Origin of the sequence: Parachryseolinea silvisoli (genome assembly GCF_021190955.1) — a bacterium.
Lineage (GTDB): Bacteria > Bacteroidota > Bacteroidia > Cytophagales > Cyclobacteriaceae > Ohtaekwangia > Ohtaekwangia silvisoli.
Map to the genome: position 1 here is coordinate 1,326,364 of NZ_JAIOAO010000001.1, position 18,585 is coordinate 1,344,948.

The 18,585-nt window shown below is 51.7% G+C and carries 18 protein-coding genes; 8 read left to right on the top strand and 10 right to left on the bottom strand.

The features are described 5' to 3' along the window. Positions 1–230 precede the first annotated feature (230 nt). The gene (yihA, locus tag K7P01_RS05495) at positions 231–848 is read left to right on the top strand and encodes a ribosome biogenesis GTP-binding protein YihA/YsxC (protein ID WP_267290692.1); all 618 of its coding nucleotides are present in this window, start codon (positions 231–233) and stop codon (positions 846–848) included. A gap of 78 nt (positions 849–926) precedes the next feature. Next, positions 927–1,358 carry a DUF5606 family protein gene (locus tag K7P01_RS05500; RefSeq protein WP_267290694.1) on the top strand — a complete coding sequence of 144 codons (432 nt, stop codon included), beginning with the start codon at positions 927–929 and terminating at the stop codon, positions 1,356–1,358. Here the strand turns inward: K7P01_RS05500 and fbp are convergent. Continuing rightward, positions 1,355–2,386 (bottom strand): class 1 fructose-bisphosphatase, encoded by a 1,032-nt coding sequence (gene fbp, locus K7P01_RS05505; protein ID WP_267290696.1) that lies wholly within the window; start codon positions 2,384–2,386, stop codon positions 1,355–1,357. The genes K7P01_RS05500 and fbp overlap by 4 nt on opposite strands. A 50-nt stretch (positions 2,387–2,436) precedes the next feature. Here fbp and K7P01_RS05510 point away from each other — a divergent pair, with 50 nt between their 5' ends. After that, on the top strand, positions 2,437–3,678 hold the full coding sequence (locus K7P01_RS05510; RefSeq protein ID WP_267290698.1) for an aspartate kinase: 1,242 nt from the start codon (positions 2,437–2,439) through the stop codon (positions 3,676–3,678). Positions 3,679–3,892: 214 nt separating this feature from the next. Here K7P01_RS05510 and K7P01_RS05515 read toward each other — a convergent pair whose 3' ends face one another. Beyond that, complete coding sequence (locus tag K7P01_RS05515; RefSeq protein ID WP_267290700.1) at positions 3,893–4,375, bottom strand: low molecular weight protein-tyrosine-phosphatase; 483 nt, start codon at positions 4,373–4,375, stop codon at positions 3,893–3,895. Positions 4,376–4,611: 236 nt separating this feature from the next. Here K7P01_RS05515 and K7P01_RS05520 point away from each other — a divergent pair, with 236 nt between their 5' ends. Then, positions 4,612–5,385, top strand: a complete 774-nt coding sequence (locus K7P01_RS05520; protein WP_267290702.1) for an enoyl-CoA hydratase-related protein — start codon at positions 4,612–4,614, stop codon at positions 5,383–5,385. Between the two features lie 5 nt (positions 5,386–5,390). Here K7P01_RS05520 and K7P01_RS05525 read toward each other — a convergent pair whose 3' ends face one another. Then, positions 5,391–6,404, bottom strand: coding sequence for a DUF4421 domain-containing protein (locus K7P01_RS05525; protein ID WP_267290704.1), 1,014 nt, complete (start codon positions 6,402–6,404; stop codon positions 5,391–5,393). A gap of 167 nt (positions 6,405–6,571) precedes the next feature. On the opposite strand from K7P01_RS05525, the gene K7P01_RS05530 reads away from it, so the two are divergent. Then, on the top strand, positions 6,572–7,480 hold the full coding sequence (locus tag K7P01_RS05530; protein ID WP_267290706.1) for a LytR/AlgR family response regulator transcription factor: 909 nt from the start codon (positions 6,572–6,574) through the stop codon (positions 7,478–7,480). A 145-nt stretch (positions 7,481–7,625) separates the two neighbouring features. Beyond that, complete coding sequence (locus K7P01_RS05535) at positions 7,626–10,031, top strand: TonB-dependent receptor (RefSeq protein WP_267290708.1); 2,406 nt, start codon at positions 7,626–7,628, stop codon at positions 10,029–10,031. Positions 10,032–10,106: 75 nt separating this feature from the next. On the opposite strand, the gene K7P01_RS05540 is transcribed toward K7P01_RS05535, so the two are convergent. From K7P01_RS05540 to K7P01_RS05550, 3 genes are all read right to left on the bottom strand, one after another. Continuing rightward, the gene (locus K7P01_RS05540; RefSeq protein ID WP_267290710.1) at positions 10,107–10,946 is read right to left on the bottom strand and encodes a TerC family protein; all 840 of its coding nucleotides are present in this window, start codon (positions 10,944–10,946) and stop codon (positions 10,107–10,109) included. A 113-nt stretch (positions 10,947–11,059) separates the two neighbouring features. Continuing rightward, the gene (locus tag K7P01_RS05545; RefSeq protein ID WP_267290712.1) at positions 11,060–12,148 is read right to left on the bottom strand and encodes an MBL fold metallo-hydrolase; all 1,089 of its coding nucleotides are present in this window, start codon (positions 12,146–12,148) and stop codon (positions 11,060–11,062) included. A 128-nt stretch (positions 12,149–12,276) separates the two neighbouring features. After that, positions 12,277–13,305: a DUF6588 family protein gene (locus K7P01_RS05550; RefSeq protein WP_267290714.1), complete on the bottom strand. Its 1,029-nt coding sequence runs from the start codon at positions 13,303–13,305 to the stop codon at positions 12,277–12,279. 188 nt (positions 13,306–13,493) lie between these two features. On the opposite strand from K7P01_RS05550, the gene K7P01_RS05555 reads away from it, so the two are divergent. Both K7P01_RS05555 and rsgA read left to right on the top strand, forming a co-directional pair. Beyond that, positions 13,494–14,744 (top strand): 3-deoxy-D-manno-octulosonic acid transferase, encoded by a 1,251-nt coding sequence (locus tag K7P01_RS05555; RefSeq protein ID WP_267290716.1) that lies wholly within the window; start codon positions 13,494–13,496, stop codon positions 14,742–14,744. Next, positions 14,741–15,670 carry a ribosome small subunit-dependent GTPase A gene (gene rsgA / locus K7P01_RS05560; protein WP_267290718.1) on the top strand — a complete coding sequence of 310 codons (930 nt, stop codon included), beginning with the start codon at positions 14,741–14,743 and terminating at the stop codon, positions 15,668–15,670. The genes K7P01_RS05555 and rsgA overlap by 4 nt, the downstream gene beginning before the upstream one ends. Here rsgA and K7P01_RS05565 read toward each other — a convergent pair whose 3' ends face one another. The 4 genes from K7P01_RS05565 to K7P01_RS05580 form a co-directional block, all read right to left on the bottom strand. Further along, complete coding sequence (locus K7P01_RS05565; protein ID WP_267292366.1) at positions 15,671–16,537, bottom strand: glycosyltransferase; 867 nt, start codon at positions 16,535–16,537, stop codon at positions 15,671–15,673. After that, positions 16,537–17,475 (bottom strand): GNAT family N-acetyltransferase, encoded by a 939-nt coding sequence (locus K7P01_RS05570; protein WP_267290720.1) that lies wholly within the window; start codon positions 17,473–17,475, stop codon positions 16,537–16,539. The genes K7P01_RS05565 and K7P01_RS05570 overlap by 1 nt, the downstream gene beginning before the upstream one ends. Further along, a complete protein-coding gene (locus K7P01_RS05575; RefSeq protein ID WP_267290722.1) occupies positions 17,472–17,951 on the bottom strand; it encodes an Mpo1 family 2-hydroxy fatty acid dioxygenase in 480 nt (159 codons plus the stop codon). Before K7P01_RS05575 ends, K7P01_RS05570 begins: the two co-directional genes overlap by 4 nt. A 62-nt stretch (positions 17,952–18,013) precedes the next feature. After that, on the bottom strand, positions 18,014–18,529 hold the full coding sequence (locus K7P01_RS05580) for a DUF4442 domain-containing protein (RefSeq protein ID WP_267290724.1): 516 nt from the start codon (positions 18,527–18,529) through the stop codon (positions 18,014–18,016). Between the last annotated feature and the right edge of the window lie 56 nt (positions 18,530–18,585).

Here is an 18,585-nt window from a genome sequence, read left to right on the forward strand (position 1 = left end):
CCTTAGGATCTTGCTGACTAAAACCGGGGATAAAAAGCACCAATAAAAAAGCTAAAAAAATCAGTACACTTCGGATACTGGACATCGCTAAAAAATTTTTGACCTTAAAGGTATGATAAAAATGTACCCCAAGATACTAAAAAATGGGGATTATAAACAGAAAACATAAATCATAAACTACACGGTTCTTACATTATTAGTAATTTGCCCTTCAATTATTACTTTAACAGATGAAGATTAATTCCGCCACGTTTATTTCCAGTTATGCCGATATCCGCAAATGCCCTGCTCCTGACAAACCGGAATTTGCCTTCATCGGCCGCTCGAACGTAGGAAAATCTTCCCTTATCAACGCACTCACGAATCAGAAAAAGCTGGCAAAGACCTCCGTTAAACCTGGTAAAACACAAACAATCAATCACTTCCTGATTAACGAATCCTGGTACCTGGTCGACTTACCCGGCTATGGATACGCCAGTGTAAGCAAAAGTACCCGCGAGGGTTTTGGCCGCATGATCGAAGACTACGTCGCCAAGCGCGAAAACATTTCGTGTCTGTTTGTGCTGATAGATTCCCGGTTGGAGCCCCAAAAAAACGACCTGAGCTTTATCAATTGGGCAGGCGGAAAGGGCATACCGCTCGCCATTATTTTCACGAAGTCCGATAAATTGAATAAAAACGACCTCAATAAAAACATTCGGAAGTTTGAAAAGGCGTTGTTGGAAGAGTGGGACGAAACGCCTCCCCTACTGGTGACCTCTGCTGAAACCAAATTGGGCCGCGAAGAGGTGCTCAACTTTATTCAGGAAGCCATTGACCGCATACCGGAAGCAACTCCGGAGGAGTAGTGTGCAAAGCGCCGGCTCGACGTGTGGACTTTTCAATCCTTTCGTTAGCTTTGCCGCCTAGACTCTGAAAACTCCCGTATGACTTTAGCCGAATTAGCGACCATCTCCGGAAAAGGAGGACTGTACAAAGTACTGGCCCCAACCAAATCTGGTGTCATCCTCGAATCATTGGACGAAACAAAGACCAAGTTGGTCGCAAACGCCAACCACCGTCTGTCCTTGCTCAATGAGATCTCGATCTATACTACCACCAAAGAAGGCACCGTAGCGCTGGAAGGCGTGCTGAAAAAGATCCATACGGAATACGGCGCTGACCCCGGCGTAGACAACAATGCCGACGGAACGGAGCTCAAGGCCTTCCTAAAATCAGTGCTGCCCGAGTTCGACGAAAGCCGTGTATATGTTTCGGACATCAAGAAGCTCATCAAGTGGTATGAGCTGATTCAGAAATTCGCACCGGAGATCCTGACCGCCACCGAAACAAGCACCGAAGAAAAAGCGGCTTCTTAAGACGCTTCTTCCATCTCGCCCGCTTTCTCGACCATCTTTTGCGACCCTACGTAGAAGGCCGTACGCTGGTGCAATGTCTCCGGCGTAAGGCTGAGTATACGTTCACGCCCATTCGTGGCGGCGCCACCGGCTTGCTCGGCTACAAACGCCAGCGCATTACACTCATAGATCAGGCGCAGCTTGCCCTTCGGATCTTTGGCCGTCGCGGGATAGATATAAATACCTCCTTTTAACATGTTGCGATGAAAGTCTGCCACCAGCGAACCAATGTACCGTGCGGTGTAGCGTTGGTCTTTGCAATATTGTAAATAGGCTTTCATAGGCTCCGAAAAAGAATTGGCGGAGCCTTCGTTAACCGAATATATCTTTCCGTCCATGGGCATGCGCATGTCGGGATGTGACAGAAAATATTCACCCAGCGTAGGCTCATATGTAAAGCCATTCACACCATGGCCGGTCGTATAAACCAGCATGGTGGAAGAGCCATAAAGCACATAGCCGGCCGCCACTTGCTCATCACCCGTCTGCAAAACGTCTTCTTCCTGTATGGGTGTTCCCACCGGGGTCTTCCGACGGTAGATGGAGAAGATCGTACCGATCGAAACATTTACATCAATATTAGAAGAACCATCGAGGGGATCAATGGCAATGACATACTTGCCGTCGTTACTTAGATCGATAAAAGTATCCATTTCTTCCGACACCAGCGCGCCGGCCTCTCCTCCTTTTGTCAGTGCCCGCGTAAAGCGAATGTTGGCCAGCACGTCGAGCTTCTGCTGGTCGTCGCCGGCGGTGTTTTGCGAACCCACCGCGCCCATAATGTCGATCAGGCCCGCTTTGTTTACCTCGCGGTTCACAACTTTAGAGGCCAGCGCGATGTCGCGCAACAGTTGCGAAAGCTCGCCGCTGGCGTAGGCAAACTGGTCCTGGTTATTTTTGATGAACCGGTCAAGGGTCGTGCCGATTGAAACTGCAATTCTTGAAGATTCAATGCTTGGTGTGTTAGCATTATTAGGTGATCTTTGCATGCCTTATTTTTTACGTAAAGGTAATTACGCAAACGATTTAGTTGATCAGAATGGAGGTTTTTAAATTTGGTGGGGCATCCTTAAAAGATGCCGCCGGGATTCGCAACGTCGCTAACATCATCGCTTCAAAGGCAGCCAGCAACCTGGTTGTCGTAGTCTCGGCCATGGGTAAAACCACCAACGCCCTGGAGCGGGCCGTGGCGCTGGCGCAAAAGAACCAGGATCCGTCATCCGAGCTTGGCCCCCTGCACGACTACCACCTTCAGGTAATGCGTGAGCTTTTCCCCGAAAACCACCCTGTATTTGCCGCCGTCGACGCGCTTTTCACCACGCTTCGCAAAGAGCTGAACAGCCCCGGCGAATATGACCAAGTCTACGACCAGGTGGTATCCGGTGGCGAAGTGATCTCCTCCGTCATCGTACACCACTTCCTCCTCAGCCAGTCATGCCCGTCGCATTGGCTCGACGCGCGCACGTGCATTGCCACCGACCGCACCTTCCGCGAAGGCAAGATCGATTGGACCCGGACCGAAGGCAACATTGCCAACCTGCCCCCGATCCTGGCCGACCACGTCATCATCACCCAGGGCTTCATCGGCCGCTCTTCCGACGGCCTAACCCTCACACTGGGCCGCGAAGGCTCTGACTTCTCTGCTGCCATCTTCGCCTCGTGCCTGCATGCCGCCGCCGTCACCATTTGGAAAGACGTACCCGGCGTGATGAACGCCGACCCGAAGCGCCTGCCCGCCGCAGTGGTGTTTGAAGAATTACCCTTTCAGGAAGCCGCCGAAATGACCTACTACGGCGCCAACGTCATTCACCCGAAGACCATTAAGCCCCTGGCGAATGCCAACATCCCCCTGCTGGTAAAAAACTTCACCGACCCATCACTGCCCGGCACACGCATTCACGCCTGCAAGATCGAGAACCTGCCCCCACTGATTGTATTCAAAGACAACCAGTGCCTGGTATCGTGCCGTGTAACGGACTATACCTTCATCAACGAGCAGCAGCTAAGCCTGATCTTTAACGCGCTCTCAGAACTCGACCTGCGCGTAAACGTCATACAAAACTCCGCGATCTCATTCTCCTTCTGCCTCGACTTCCGCGAAAGCAAGATTCTTAGCCTGATCCGCAAGCTGCAAGAACACTTCGAAGTATACTACAATACTGGCTTGACCCTGATCACCGTAAAAAACTACGACAAGCAAACATTCGATACCTATCGCAATAAACCAAACGTGCTATTGGAACAATCATCCCGTTCTACCCTGCAGGTATTAATACGTTAATAACCCGACGTTTGCGACCCCGCAGGGTGCCGTCTCCAGACTGGCGCGGCCAACAGGTGGCGTGGTTGTGATACCGGTTAAAAATAAACAGGAATCGACCGCATCATATCCCAGCCCTTTTAGCACTGACTTATCTCTGGCTATACTCTGACTATACACTGACTCAACTCTGAGACATCCCTTCTTTCAGCCCCAAATCAACGGCCCCACGAAACTACCCCTCCAGATCCTTCTTCAACTCCTCTATAAATACATCCATCGACCTATCCAGGATATCAAAAACCTCCTGAAACCCTGCTTCCCCGCCGTAATAAGGATCCGGCACCTCATGCCCCTTTCCATGCGGATCAAAATTGCGCATCAACTGCACCTTGGCTTCATAGCCCCTGGAGCCTTCCACCCGCAAAATGTTTTGATGATTGCTGTTGTCCATCGCCAGGATATAATCGTAGTCCGAAAAGTCGGCGTTGCACAACTGCCGTCCCACGTGGCTGATCGCAACGCCGTTTTTTACAGCATTGGCAATCGTGCGATGATCCGGCGAGCTGCCAATGTGGTAATTGGCGGTGCCGCACGAATCGGCCTCCACGTGTTGTTCCAAGGCTGTCCCTTTGATCTTATGTTTAAAAATGGCCTCGGCCAGGGGCGAGCGGCAAATATTGCCCAAGCAAACAAACAATACTTTTTTACGTTTCATCGTGCTATTTAGCGGCCACGTCGACTGGCAGGGCCGATCTATGTAAAAATAATGCACCTCCGGTTACAAAAGGCTCACACGTGGTATTTATATACGCATAGCACACTTTTAGTACTGCCTTTTGGTTTGAAAAGCCCGCCCTCAAAAGCGGGCTTTTCTCTTTTTGTATTAATTTCCTTCCTGGTTCGTCTGTAACCCAGTTTAGCACCGCAAACTCCGCAAAACCCCAAAACCGTATGGAATTTATCGAGGTCCACGCCCAATATGCTCCCGCCGTTGCCCTTATCCGCCTGCAGCGTCCCAAAGAGCTCAATGCGCTCAATTTACAACTCATGCAAGAATTGCGCGACAGCTTCCAGCAATTGGATCGCGACGATGCTGTGCGCGCGATTGTACTCACCGGCAACGACCAGGCCTTCGCCGCTGGCGCCGACATTCGTCAAATGGCCGACAAGACTGCTGTTGATATGCTCATCACCGACCAGTTCAGTACGTGGGACCAGATCCGCAAAACACACAAGCCCCTTATCGCCGCCGTGTCCGGCTTTGCATTGGGTGGCGGCTGTGAGCTGGCCATGACCTGTGATATGATCATTGCGTCAGAGACCGCGCGCTTCGGTCAACCCGAAATCAAGATCGGTGTCATGCCCGGCGCCGGCGGAACACAACGTCTCACCAAAGCCATCGGCAAAGCCAAAGCCATGGAGCTCGTGCTCACGGGCCGATTCTTATCGGCAGAAGAAGCATTGTTCTATAGATTGATAAATAAGATAGTGCCTGTGGAAATGTATTTGCACGAGGCCGTGAAGCTGGCCGGCGAGATAGCCGCAATGGCCCCTGTGGCCGCGCGACTGGCAAAAGAGGCCGTCAATCGTTCGTTTGAAACACATCTCGATGAAGGTCTGCATTTCGAACGCAAAAACTTTTATCTCACGTTTGCCTCTGAAGATCAGAAGGAAGGTATGCAGGCTTTTATAGAAAAGCGGGCGCCCTCTTATCGGGGAAAATAAGGCTGTTATTTAATCACTTCCTTGAGCATCTTCCGGGTCCTGCGATTGGGTACAAAGCGGTAGACGGTATTGAAACGAAGGTTGCCCGTATTCAACGAAGTGGCTAACGCATCGCGATTAGACGACACGCGCGCTACCTGGTGCACAAACGTAAAGCTTAACGCCCACTTCGCAGAATTATACCCGGCAAAGAGCCGCGCCAGCGAGTTGGGACTAAACGATTCGGAATGCTCGGTACCATGATCGGTATAGATCAGGTTCTTACCATAGTCCAGGCTTACGTTGGTCGAGCCAGTAATAAAGAAGTGTTTTTTAAAAACAAAGGTGTACGCATACCCAATGCTTGGTCCCGTTTCGACAAAGCTGACACGATCTACATAAATATTTGCCACGTCGTTCATCGCCGACGGTATGAAACTACTATCAGCTTTGCCGCGGCCGACGTAGATTTCCCATCCTACTAGTAGTGAACCGGCGGACCGTTTTTGCCATTCGTTTTGTAAAAACGACGCGCGGTACGAAAAGCGGCGATGATTAAACAGATATAATGCCGACGCACCTACCATCTGTACAAGCATATCGGGACGTTGGTAATAGGTACCATCATCCTTGCGGAGCGATTCATCGTTCAGGTAAAAGCCGCGATAAAATTGTCCGAAGAGGTCGACAACGATTTTTCGGCCGTAATTGTGCACCTGCAGGTCCAGGTAGCGTGTCTTCCCGCGATTGCCGGTGGGATTCAGGAAGGGGAAGCCATAGGCCAGGTTGAGCGTTGCCCACTTGTACGTGGCCCCAACGCCCATGTTAAGGGTGGTATTGGGGCGGTATCGCACACTTAGTCCCTCGTCCAGCGAACGGAGGTCGAATGAGGTGTATTTACGCGAAAAGTAGAAGCGCCCCGTGATATACTGTGCATACGACACGTAGTACGTCGGGTCATTCTCGGTCTGAGGTTGGGTCTGAGCATCCGCCCACAGCGAACCGCACAGGTAGAACAGCAGGAGTAGTCTTTTTTTCAAGTATCAGGCATGTTATCGGGGCCGGCTATACCGGTAAAAAAACCATACCCCAACAGTAGTCATTCACCCCAAAACGGCGTTTTTCACAACAATTCGTCGTTCACCCCAACCTTTGCGGGGGCATTGACGATTAAATCTTTTACCTTCAACCCAACAATTCCCGGCTTATGGTACTGCTGCAGCAACTCAACGCCCCCTGCCCCTACTACCTCAACGACGATCGGAAGAACACGCTCCTCACCTTGGGCATTTCACTCGTACTGGTCGCAACCATGATCGCCTTCGATCCCGCATGCCGGCAAGCGGGAAACAAGGTATTGATCGTCGGCACGGTGGTATTCCTGGTGCTCTTCAGTCACATTGTATTATTGCCCAAGCTTTTACCAGCCCCCTTTGACGCCATGCAGTGGACACTCGGCAAGTACCTCGTGTTTACAGTCTGGCAGCTCGTCCTCTGCGGCCCCGCCATTGCCATCGTCAAACATGTATTGCATCTGCACCATGAGCCCATCGGTCTGGGTGATGCAATTCTCGCCACGTATCCGCGCATTGTTACGTTTGGCATCATCCCCGTCGGTGTCGGCACGATGATCCTCCGAACATATGTCTTAAAAGAAAATCTACGCTGCGCCATCCGCGCCAATCAAGAGCTGGAACGCATCCGCACGTTGAAAGAAGAGCGAAAAGAAGAAACGAACCTGGCTACGGAATCTCACCACGTCACCCTTTCTTCTGATACACGCGAGACACTTACACTAAACCTGCCCGATCTTTTATATGTAGAGGCGGATGACAATTACTCCACTGTTGTTTGGAAGAACGGCAACGGCGTAGAGAAGAAGATCTTACGGATCAACCTGAAGAATATGGAAACGCAGCTCAATAACTCGTTTGCATTGCGTTGCCACCGCTCTTTCATTGTAAACATCTACGCCATCGATCATATCAGTGGCAACACCAATGGGTATAAGCTCAGCATCCGCGACACAGACTTCTCGGTGCCGGTGTCACGGTCCAAAGGCAAGGAAGTGATCGGCAAGCTCAAGCAGCTGCGCGACATGATCGAGTTGTATTAGCCCCCGGACGCTTTACCGTTCACCCCACGCGTTGTTACCCGCAACGTATTCCGCTCCGTTCACGCCATTCACGCGCTCAGACATACATTATCGTGCACCATTTTCGTCTAAAAAAGCACGATAACTAAATCCCTTAAGCGCTTCTATGAAACCAACCAAGCTATCCTTCCTTATTTTGTTAGCCGTGGCCTGTACGTGCCTCACCTTCCCATTGGCAGCACAGTCTACGCAAACGATTCGGGGCAAAATCTCCGACGGCGTGAGCAACACGGTGTTGATCGGCGTAAGCATAACCGTTCTCACTGCCGATCAGAAAACCTTTGGCGCCGTGACGGATGCCAACGGCCAGTTCCGCATAGACAAAGTTCCCGTCGGCCGACACACAGTGCGCATTACATACATCGGTTATGAAGAACAATCCATTCCCAACACCATTGTCACTGCCGGCAAGGAAGTAATCCTGAACATAGCCCTCACCGAAAGCGTAAACCAACTGAACGAGATTGTTATTACCGGCACCACCCGCGAAGACAAGACCGCCACCAACAACGACATGGCCGTGGTAAGCGCCCGATCCTTTGATGTCGACGACACCAAACGCTATGCCGGCGCCATCGGCGACCCCTCACGCATGGCAGCCAACTTCGCCGGCGTAGTCGGTGGTAACGACTCGCGCAACGATATCGTCGTACGCGGCAACTCTCCCTCCGGCATGCTGTGGCAACTCGAAGGCTTAAACATTCCCAATCCCAATCACTTTGGTGCGTTGGTCGCTACGGGTGGCCCGGTGAGCATGTTGAACAACAACAACCTCGATAAATCTGATTTCATGACGGGTGCCTTTACGGCCCAGTATGGCAACGCCACAGCCGGTGTATTCGACCTGCGCTTACGCGATGGCAACAATGAAAAACGCGAGCTCCTGGGGCAGATAGGCTTCAACGGTTTTGAATTAGGTGCCGAAGGACCGATCGGCAAGAACGGCGCATCCTATATAGCGAACTATCGCTATTCAACGCTCGGTGTATTCCAGTCGTTAGGCATCGAATTCGGCACAGGCTCCAGCACACCACTCTACCAGGATCTGAACTTTAAAGTTACCCTGCCCACACGCCATGGCGGTAAATGGTCCGTCTTTGGTCTGGGTGGCGTAAGCGAAATCGATCTGCTTGGCAGTGAAGCCGACCTCGACGGCGATGCCGATCTATACGGTAGCGAGAACATCGACTCATACCCGCGGTACCGTACCGGTATCGCCGGCATCAGCTACGAGAAGAGTCTGACCGAGCGCACCTTTATTCGCTTTACCGCCGGTGCCAGTGCCACACAGGAAAAATTTCACGCAGACTCGCTGGTGCGAAACGCAGAAAATGAAGTCAGCGAACGGTACCTCCGTGCGCAGGCCGACATGAACACACAGAAGTACTCTTTTAATGTGCTCGCCCGGACCAAGATCAATGCCCGCAACAGCATTGTATCAGGCTTCTACATCGACGCCCAACACGTTGATCTCTTCTTGCGCAACGCATACGCCAACATAGGCCGCGACACGGTACGCATGAACGCACAGGACAACACCACATTATACCAGGCCTTTAGCAACTGGAAGCACCGCTTCGGCACCAACCTGTCAATGAACCTCGGCATACACGCCCAATATTATTCGCTCAACGAGCAAGCCGCCGTAGAGCCTCGCGCCAGCGTACAATACATCATCAACCCACGGCACACCGTCAGCCTGGGTTATGGCCTGCACAACCAGGCACAGAACATCACCACCAGCTTTACACAGACACGTACAACAGCGGGCGAAATACGTCTAACAAACAAAGACCTGGACTTCACAACCAGCCAGCATCTGGTACTGACATACGATTGGAATGTGACAGAGCACCTGCGCGTTAAAGCCGAAGGCTACTATCAATCCCTGCGTAACGTACCCGTCGAAAGCAAGTCAAGCTCCTACTCGGCGATCAACGCCGGCATGAGCTTCGCAGCAGAGGAAGAAGACAGTCTAGTCAATAACGGCAAAGGACACAACTATGGCATAGAGCTTACTGTAGAGCGATTCTTTCACCGTAACTATTATTTCCTGTTCACCACGTCGTTGTTTGATTCCAAATATGAAGGTAGCGACGGCGTCGAACGTAACACAGCCTTTAACACACGGTATGTAATAAATGCCCTGGCAGGCAAAGAATGGCGCGTAGGTAAAAACAAAAATTTCTTCTCGCTCAACCTCAAGCTGACAGCCATCGGCGGCAAATACCTGGTACCGATTAATTTCGAAAAATCACAGCAGATGGGTCGCACGATATACCGCCCCGAATTGGCCTACAGCGAGCAACAAGATCCGTACTTCCGTACCGACCTGCGCCTCTCCTACCGCAAAGAATATACAAGGAGCACGCTGGAAATATCGATGGACCTCCAAAACCTGACGAACAACAAAAACATATTCGATCAGAGCTATAATCCGCGTACGAACACTGTCGTGACGCAGTATCAACAAGCATTTTTCCCGGTACCCTTTCTACGGTACACATTTTAACCAGTGTGAGTGTGGAATGTGAGAGCGATGGTATTTTGTCTTTTCTTCGCTCTCGCCCTCCACACTCACACTGTTTTATGGCATTTGCGGTTGATCCTCTGCCTCCACATCTTCCTTCGGAAACTTTTCACCCCAGCCTTTACGAATGGTATTACGGGCCGATACCTTCTTGGGCAAGCTTACTTCTTCATGCAAGGGTACCGCCGGCGTGCCGGCTTTCTTCCGGATCCTCATATTCAACAGCTCGATCCCTAACGCAAACGTCATGGAGAAGTATATATACCCGCGCGGCACATGCACATGCAGTCCTTCTACAACAAGCAACGTACCGATCATGAGCAAAAAAGCCAATGCCAGCAGCTTCATCGTGGGATGTTTATTGATAAAGTCGCTAATAACGCGCGCAAAAAATAACATGATACCGAGCGCTATCACGACGGCAATGATAATGATCACAATATTCTCCACCAGGCCAATGGCCGTGAGGATCGAGTCAAAAGAAAAGATGAGGTCGATGAGTATGATTTGTACAATGGCGCCGCGAAAGGTCATGATCTTGTTTTTTCGGGCGGAAGAATTTGTCCCCTCCAGCTTGCCATGCAGCTCGGAAACACTTTTACCGATGAGAAATAACCCACCGGCTATAAGAATGAGATCGCGGTAACTGAAGTTTAATGTACCGAGCGTTAACACAGGTTCCTGTAGCCCGATAAGCCAGCTCACGCCCAGTAGCAACACGATGCGCGCGCCCAATGCCAGGCCGATGCCCGTAAGGCGGGCCTTGTTTTGTAGCTCAGGAGGTAGCTTACCGGTGAGAATGGAAATGAAAACGACGTTGTCGATTCCCAGTATGATTTCCAGGAATGTAAGCGTTAACAGGCTGACAAGTCCTTCGGCAGTGAAAAGATGTTCCATGGGCAAAAAGTGTTATCTCCTCCACGTAAAAGATCAAGCCGACGCCACCGCCGGCTATGACATAACAACGAAAAAGAAGCGCCCATATTTTTGAGCAAGATCCTCCACAACAACTACTCCCACCATTTTACCTTCGGGTACGGTCCACCGATCGCAATCGGCTCGCCAATGCGCGGCGTCGCAATCGGCAATCCGTCTGCTGCTGCCTTCGCTGTCACGCGCTCGATCGGCTCATTCCAGGGGTGCAACGCCAGTCTGAACTTACTCCAATGCACCGGCATCAGCACCTTCGCTTGCAGATCCTTCGCCGCCAGCACGGTCTCCTCCGGCATCATGTGTATAAAGGGCCATTGTTTATCATATTGTCCCGACTCCAGCAACGCCAGGTCAAAGGGGCCAAACTTATCACCGATATTCTTAAACGAAGCGTCATACCCCGAGTCGCCTCCCAGAAAGATCTTGTGTGTGGACGTCTTCAACACAAACGAAGACCACAACGTCTTGTTCCGTATAAAGCCTCTTCCGGAGAAGTGGCGCGCAGGCGTAGCCGTCAACTCAATACCCGGCAACGCGGTTGCCTGCTCCCACCAATCCAATTCGTGGATCTTGCTTTCCGGCACACCCCAATAGGCCAGATGGCTGCCAACACCCAGGGAAGTGTAAATGGCTTTGGTACGCATGTGTATTTTTTTAATCGTGCCGTAATCCAGGTGATCGTAGTGATCGTGTGTAATGATCATGAGGTCGATGTCGGGGAAATCGTCGGCACTATAGATTTCGGTGCCGGGAAATTGTTCGGAACCTGCATACTGCACCGGCGATGCGCGTTTGCTGAAGACCGGATCGACCAGGATGTTCTTTCCGTCGATGCGCAGGAAGTACGATGAGTGCCCGAACCAAACGAGGACTGGCTCCTGTCCGTTGAGCGCACGCAAATCCGTCTTGACGACGGGCAGGACGTGATCCGGCTCGCGCAGCGAGTCAGTCGCGAAGAAGAACTTACGGATCATGTCGACATACGAAACGTCGTCGGCCATCATGGCTGTGGGCAGGATGTTTTCAAAGTGATCTTTCTTGTATTGCGGCGAGCGTTCGATCCGGGCCAGTCGCTCACCCGACGGCAACTTGCCAAACGACGGTTGCTGCATAAACAGAAATACTACCACCACCAGGGCCACCACGACAAAGAACGTTATCATCATAATCTTCCGAAAAAGTTTCATACCCTTAAGTCGGTCGTAACAACGGTTTATTGTACCCCGGGCCGGTATAAAAAGAAAAGGCAATGCTCATAATGAACATTGCCTTTCCAAAACGGTGTCGGTAACGATTACCGCACGTTGATACCAAACCCTACCGTGAGGGCATTGTATTTTTGCAGGGTGTAGTCCGCATGCAGGGTGATCACCGCCAGCTTCAGACGAAAACCGGCCGTGGCACGAGGGCCGGAAGTTTTGAAGTCGATGTTGACCGGGTTGATCTCACGTCTGGCAGTTTCGTAAACACCATTGTCGTCCAGGTCCCACTTACCTTTCACGCCAATGTTAGACTTTACGATGTTGTAGCCAATACCACCGTACAGCGTCACCACCGAAAATTTCTTGGAGATAACGCCTTGGATCGTGGTCGCGTTCATCACCATTTCAGCATTCGGGTCTTCCGTCATAATGTCGTCCGGTGTGTAGGCATACTTCAACTTGAGGTGTGTATAGCCTACGAAGGCCGACAGATCGAACGGAATTACTTTAAAGCCCGGCAGGTATTGTTTGATGTCGTGCATCACGCCGATACCAAACATGTTGGCGCTGCCGTCGTCACCCAGATCAACCTCGGGCATAAAACGAATCTTCAGATCGGTGTTCTTCGGCAGACCGATGCCCAGGTGTACCATGGGAGTGGGTACCCAGTTTTTGCCGATCTCACCTTTCAGGTCAAGGCCCTCCGGGCCGTCAAATGTGTATGTACTACCGTCGTCTTGTGTCACCCTATAAACAGGTGTCTCATCGGGACCAACAAGGGTAGGCGCCTCGTTGGGATGGCCGGTTACGCCTTGCTCCAGCTCTACATTGTTCATACCCGACACACTGTAAAACAATTCTTTGTCAGGAATGCGCATCGCACTGACAGTGATCGTCAGGTCGATACCGATCAGCTTATGGGGCTTGGCCGTATTGTACCAGCCGGAGTTCAGGCCCAGCGCAAAGCTCTTCATAAAGGGCCCGATGTAGCCACCGACAAGCTTCTCGCCGTCTTCCGCGTTTTCACGGATCAGTTTGTCAATGTCGTCCTGAGCATAGGTAGCCGTTGTCGCGGTGAACGCCAACATACCTGCCAATGCCGCCAATCGTAAAAATTTCATGATGGTTAGGGAGTTTTAAATTAGGAAGCTTAAACAATGCACATTCATTCGAAATTACCCATTTAGGTAAACTCCCTGACAACCAGCATGTAAAAAAATGATGAATATAGCGCTGCATGTAAGGTTTTAACGCAAATCGTACTCAACAACACTTATGGTATCAGGCATCGTGTTAATTTTGCGCAGACATGATTGTACTGTATAATCTGGCGATTTTCCTGTTAGGCGTAGGGGTACGCGTGGCGGCGCTCTTTCATCCCAAAGCCAAAGCCTTTGCCCAGGGGCGTAAACGGGGCTTTCGCGAACTGGCGGCACGCTTTCAACACCAGCCGGGATTCGTGGTTTGGATCCACTGTGCGTCCCTCGGTGAGTTTGAGCAGGGCCGGCCCCTCATTGAAGCATTGAAAGAACGCTTTCCCGATGTACGCGTACTGTTGACATTTTTCTCACCCTCGGGCTATGAGGTGCGCAAAAACTATGACAAGGCCGACTACGTGTGCTACATGCCCCTCGATACAGCAGCCAATGCACGTCGTTTTATATCCCTGGTAAAACCCGACCTGGCCATCTTTGTCAAGTATGAATTCTGGCATCATTTCGCACGCACCCTACACAAAAACAACATCCCGTTGCTGTCGGTGTCGGCTATCTTCCGCCAGGATCAACTGTTTTTTCAATCATACGGCGGGTTCTATCGCAATATCCTGAAACAATTCTCCTCCTTTTTTGTACAAAACGACGAGTCTGTTCGACTGCTGCAAAGCATCGGCATTCATAATGTCCGGCGCGCCGGCGACACCCGGTTCGACCGCGTGTACCAGGTCGTGCAACAGGCAGAAGAGATCGCCATTGCCAAAAGCTTTAAAGCCGATCAAAAAGTGTTGGTCGTCGGCAGCTCCTGGACGGAAGACCTGGACGTACTGATTCCCTTCATCAATGAAGACCGGCTAAAGTTTATCATTGCGCCACACGAGATCAGCGAATCTTCCCTCATAATCCTGGAGCGGTCACTGCAGGTGCGCTCCGTGCGGTACTCACGGGCAGCCCAGACGCCCGACCTGGACGAAGCCCGGGTGTTAATCATCGACAATGTCGGCATGCTGTCTCGTTTGTATCGCTATGGCGAGTTTGCGTATGTGGGAGGCGCGTTTGGCAAAGGCCTTCACAACATACTGGAAGCCGCGTGTTATGGTGTGCCGATCTTCTTTGGCAATCGTAACTATGAAAAGTTTCAGGAGGCCGTCGACCTCATAAACCGCGGCGGCGCCTTTGAGGTGTCCGACTACCCCGACTTCAAAGCCAAATACGAAATGCTCAACATACCCGAGAATTTTCTGCTGGCCTGCGAAGTGACGCGGCAATATGTAGAAGAAAACCTGGGCGCTACGCGCATGATCATCGATTACGTCGTCACCACTTCCAAGCTTCGTCCCGCATGAGTACCCAGCGGCTCACGGGTACCGTCATGCGCTCCACAGGCTCGTTCTACGACGTGCTCGCACCCGACGGCCGGCACTATAACTGTCGCGTGCGCGGTAAGATCCGCCTGGAAGGCATCAAAGAAACAAACCCCGTTGCGGTGGGCGACCACGTGGCTTTCGACCCCGAGCACGAAATCGGCTCCATTACCGAAATACTTCCCCGCACCAACCACATTCTGCGAACGTCTGTTAAAAAGACCGGACACTCGCACATACTGGCAGCCAATGTAGACCAGGCGTTGCTGGTGGTCACGCTGGCCATGCCACGCACATCGCTGGGATTTATCGACCGCTTTCTGGTCAGCGCCGAAGCGTATCGCATCCCACAGGTGATTGTCTTTAACAAGAAAGACCTGCTCCTGCCAGAGGAGTCGGAATTGACACAACAGCTGATTGCCTTATATACTTCATTGGGTGTAACGTGTTTCTCTGTATCGGCACGCGAGGAGTCAACCGATGCCGTACGACACATGCTACTAGATAAGATCACCTTGATTGCCGGTCACTCCGGCGTCGGCAAGTCTACGTTGCTGAACAAGCTCGCGCCACACATCGAGCAAACCGTAGGCGACATATCGTCCTCTTCCGAAAAGGGTACACACACCACCACCTTCGCCGAAATGTTTCAACTCGACGAGCGCACCTTTGTGATCGACACTCCGGGTGTAAAGGAATGGGGCCTCGTGGATATTCAACGACAGGAGCTTTCGGATTATTTCCCCGAAATGCGCGACCGTCGGCTGGGCTGTAAATTCGGCGCGCGCTGCATCCACGTAAGCGAGCCTAAGTGTGCCGTGCTCGACGCCGTACAAAGCGGCGCCATCGCACCGAGCCGCTATCAGAATTATCTTGGCATGTTACTGGGCGAGGACAATCGAAAATAATCAGCCGGGATGATGCTGCGCGCGATTCCTGCTGCGCAAGCGCATGTACCGAAACACCAGCCCTACGTCCAGCACTTTCAAACACTGCTTCATTTCATAGCCAATACGCTGGTGCAGTGCCCGCTGCTCCGCACGCGTGCGATTCATCTCCAGTATTTTCTCACAGACACGATAGGTCGTATACCGCTGGCGATCATCGCGTGTAAATTGCTTTTTAGCCAACGAGCCCATCACCACCCGCTTGCGCACAAGCACGTGGGGTATATAACAAAATCGAAAGGCCCGGGCCCCACGCATCCACAGATCAAAATCTTCATAGGACAATGACTCGTCATACCCGCCGAGGCTGTCGATCAGCAGTCGGGTGAACATCATGGACGGCGAACAAATGAAATACCGTGTAATCAATGGTAAGTATACGTCGCCCTGTGGCACCTTGGCATGCGGAAAGCGCTGAGAATGCAAATGCAGCAGCCTGCCAGCGTCGTCGATCCACTCGGCATCGGTAAAGTTCAGGCCATAGGTCACGCCCTGCGCTTGCAGCGCTTTTACCCCTTCGGCCACACGCCCGGGTAACAGCACGTCGTCCGCGGCCAGGTCAATGATGTAATCACCGGTAGCATGCGCCAAACCCCGGTTAAAAGCTCGGCAGTTGCCTATATTTTCCGGCAGTGGTATAAAGACTGCTTCGGGCATGGACCGCAGCTTCTCGCGGATAATGGCAACGCTGTTGTCCCGACTCGCATCGTCCACCACGATCAGCTCGATATTGTCATAGGTTTGTTGCAGGACCGAGTCGATCGCCTCTTCTACAAACCGGGCGTGGTTGTAGCACAAACAGATGATGGAAACACGCGCGGACTGCATCACGACAACAATTTGGTAAATGTAAACTTAGACGAAGGCATTCCTCCCAACCGGAGCTTAAATTCCAATAGCCCAAAGTTGGGCGCATCACCTACGGCTGAAGTGCCCAGGTCCAGCAACGCAATACCCTGCCGAACGCAGTACTCATACATGCCGTCGATAAGCATCACCACGGGGCTAAGCACATCGTATGCCGGGTCGTGGTCGGAATAAAAATTATAGAGTACGTTCTCCCGTACCCGCACAGACAGTGCGCCCGCGATGAGTTTCTTATCCTGGTACACACCAAACAATACATAGGCCTCCGGGAAACGTGTTGCGGCTTTCAATACATCTTCCCGGGAGAGCGAAAGCGTATACCCTTTCTTATGACGACAGGCAGCGATGAAGGCATAGAGCTCCGGCAATTGTTCCGCAGGTAACGCTTTAACCTTCAACCCGGCCGCCGCCGCCTGCCGTAGCTTACGCCGCTCCCACGCATGCAACGACCGCTCTGCGGACGTCCGCACATCGATCAGCGCCGTCACTTCGGCGTGCATAACCCGGTATCCCTGGTTGATGAGGAATGTGTGCAGTAACGCCGAAGTGTGCAGCCAATATTCTTGCGGTGCGCACTTCAGCGTTAGTTGTGTAACGCCTTCGGCACGCAGGCTGGACTCAATAAAAGAAATAAAATCAAACAGCTGTGTCGGCGATACCCGCGAGGAACATTCGATGCCACCGTACGGCGCCCGCAACGGGCTCTTGCCTACACCCTTGTCAATACACACCTGAAACACCGCCAGCAGTTGGCGGCGCTTCTCGTGCAGCATAAAAAAGCTACACCACACCTGACCACCTTGCAGGGCCACATGTCCCGGTTGATTATAAAGGGATATCGTAAAGTCAGGATGATAGCCTACAGGCCATGCACCCGCTGAAAATATGACAGGGCTCAATACGGAATACCGATCTTTTTATAAATAAAGTGCATCAGCCATGCCGGACCGATTAGCAGAAACTGTATATCTTTTAGGAACGACGGTTTTTTGCCTTCGATCTTATGACCGTAAAACTGCCCGATCCAGGCCAGCACAAATATACCTATACACACCGCCCACAGCGGCCCTACGTTTAGTCGTATGATTACGTTTACCAGCGCCAGGCAGGCAGCACTGAACAACATCATGCCGATACTCAGGGGAATCGACAGCGTCACGTAATAAACAATCACGGGAATAAGCAGCACAGTCCCCCAATGTGCGTAGACGTTGCCTTCGCCGAGGAATTGCTGCACGGGCGCCGCGGGAATGGAGGCGATCAGCCCTACAATACTAAAAAAAATTAACGGCACACAAATCCAGTGAATCGTTTTGTTGGTGGCGTCCTGATGACTCTCGCCATATTCGGTAAATAGATAATCGATCTTGCGCATACACAAAGGGGTTTAGAGCAGAGGTAATTTACTCAAAAACGAACGTAAAACATACCGGTCTTTCAGGCGCTAACCTTGGTACGTACACGCTGCCAGTCTTTGATTTGCCAAAACACTTTACCCGTCGTCAGGTGATTGCCCGCCTGGTCGTGGATCTTTACTTCGCAGGGTATCACCACCGACTCCTGCGTGCGTAACGGTTCATAGACCTGCTCTTGCAACCAGGCTTCCGAAATTTCAAACACCGCCGTAGCGTCCATCTTGCCTTGATAATGATAGTCCATTTCCAGGCGTTGCATAATGATGCGGTACTTGCGGCTGTCGAGGCGGCTTACCAGCAGAAACCCCGTCGTAAATTCAGAAACAGTCGCCAACGCACAGGCATGCAATCCGCGAATGTGGTTCTGGTTACGGCGCCGGTATGGCAGCCGTGTTTTGAGATGGTAATCACCAATGTCAATGACCTGAAAACCGTGAGGTCTGTTAAAGGGTATCATCCGGTCCAACGACTTGTTCAGCAGCCAGCGGTAAAAGCCGGAGTGCTGGGCTTTGGCGACAATCTTATTCGGGTCAAACATAGCAGTAGCGTTTCTGTGGTTAGCCAAGGTATGTAATTTCTCCTTACCTTACTTCT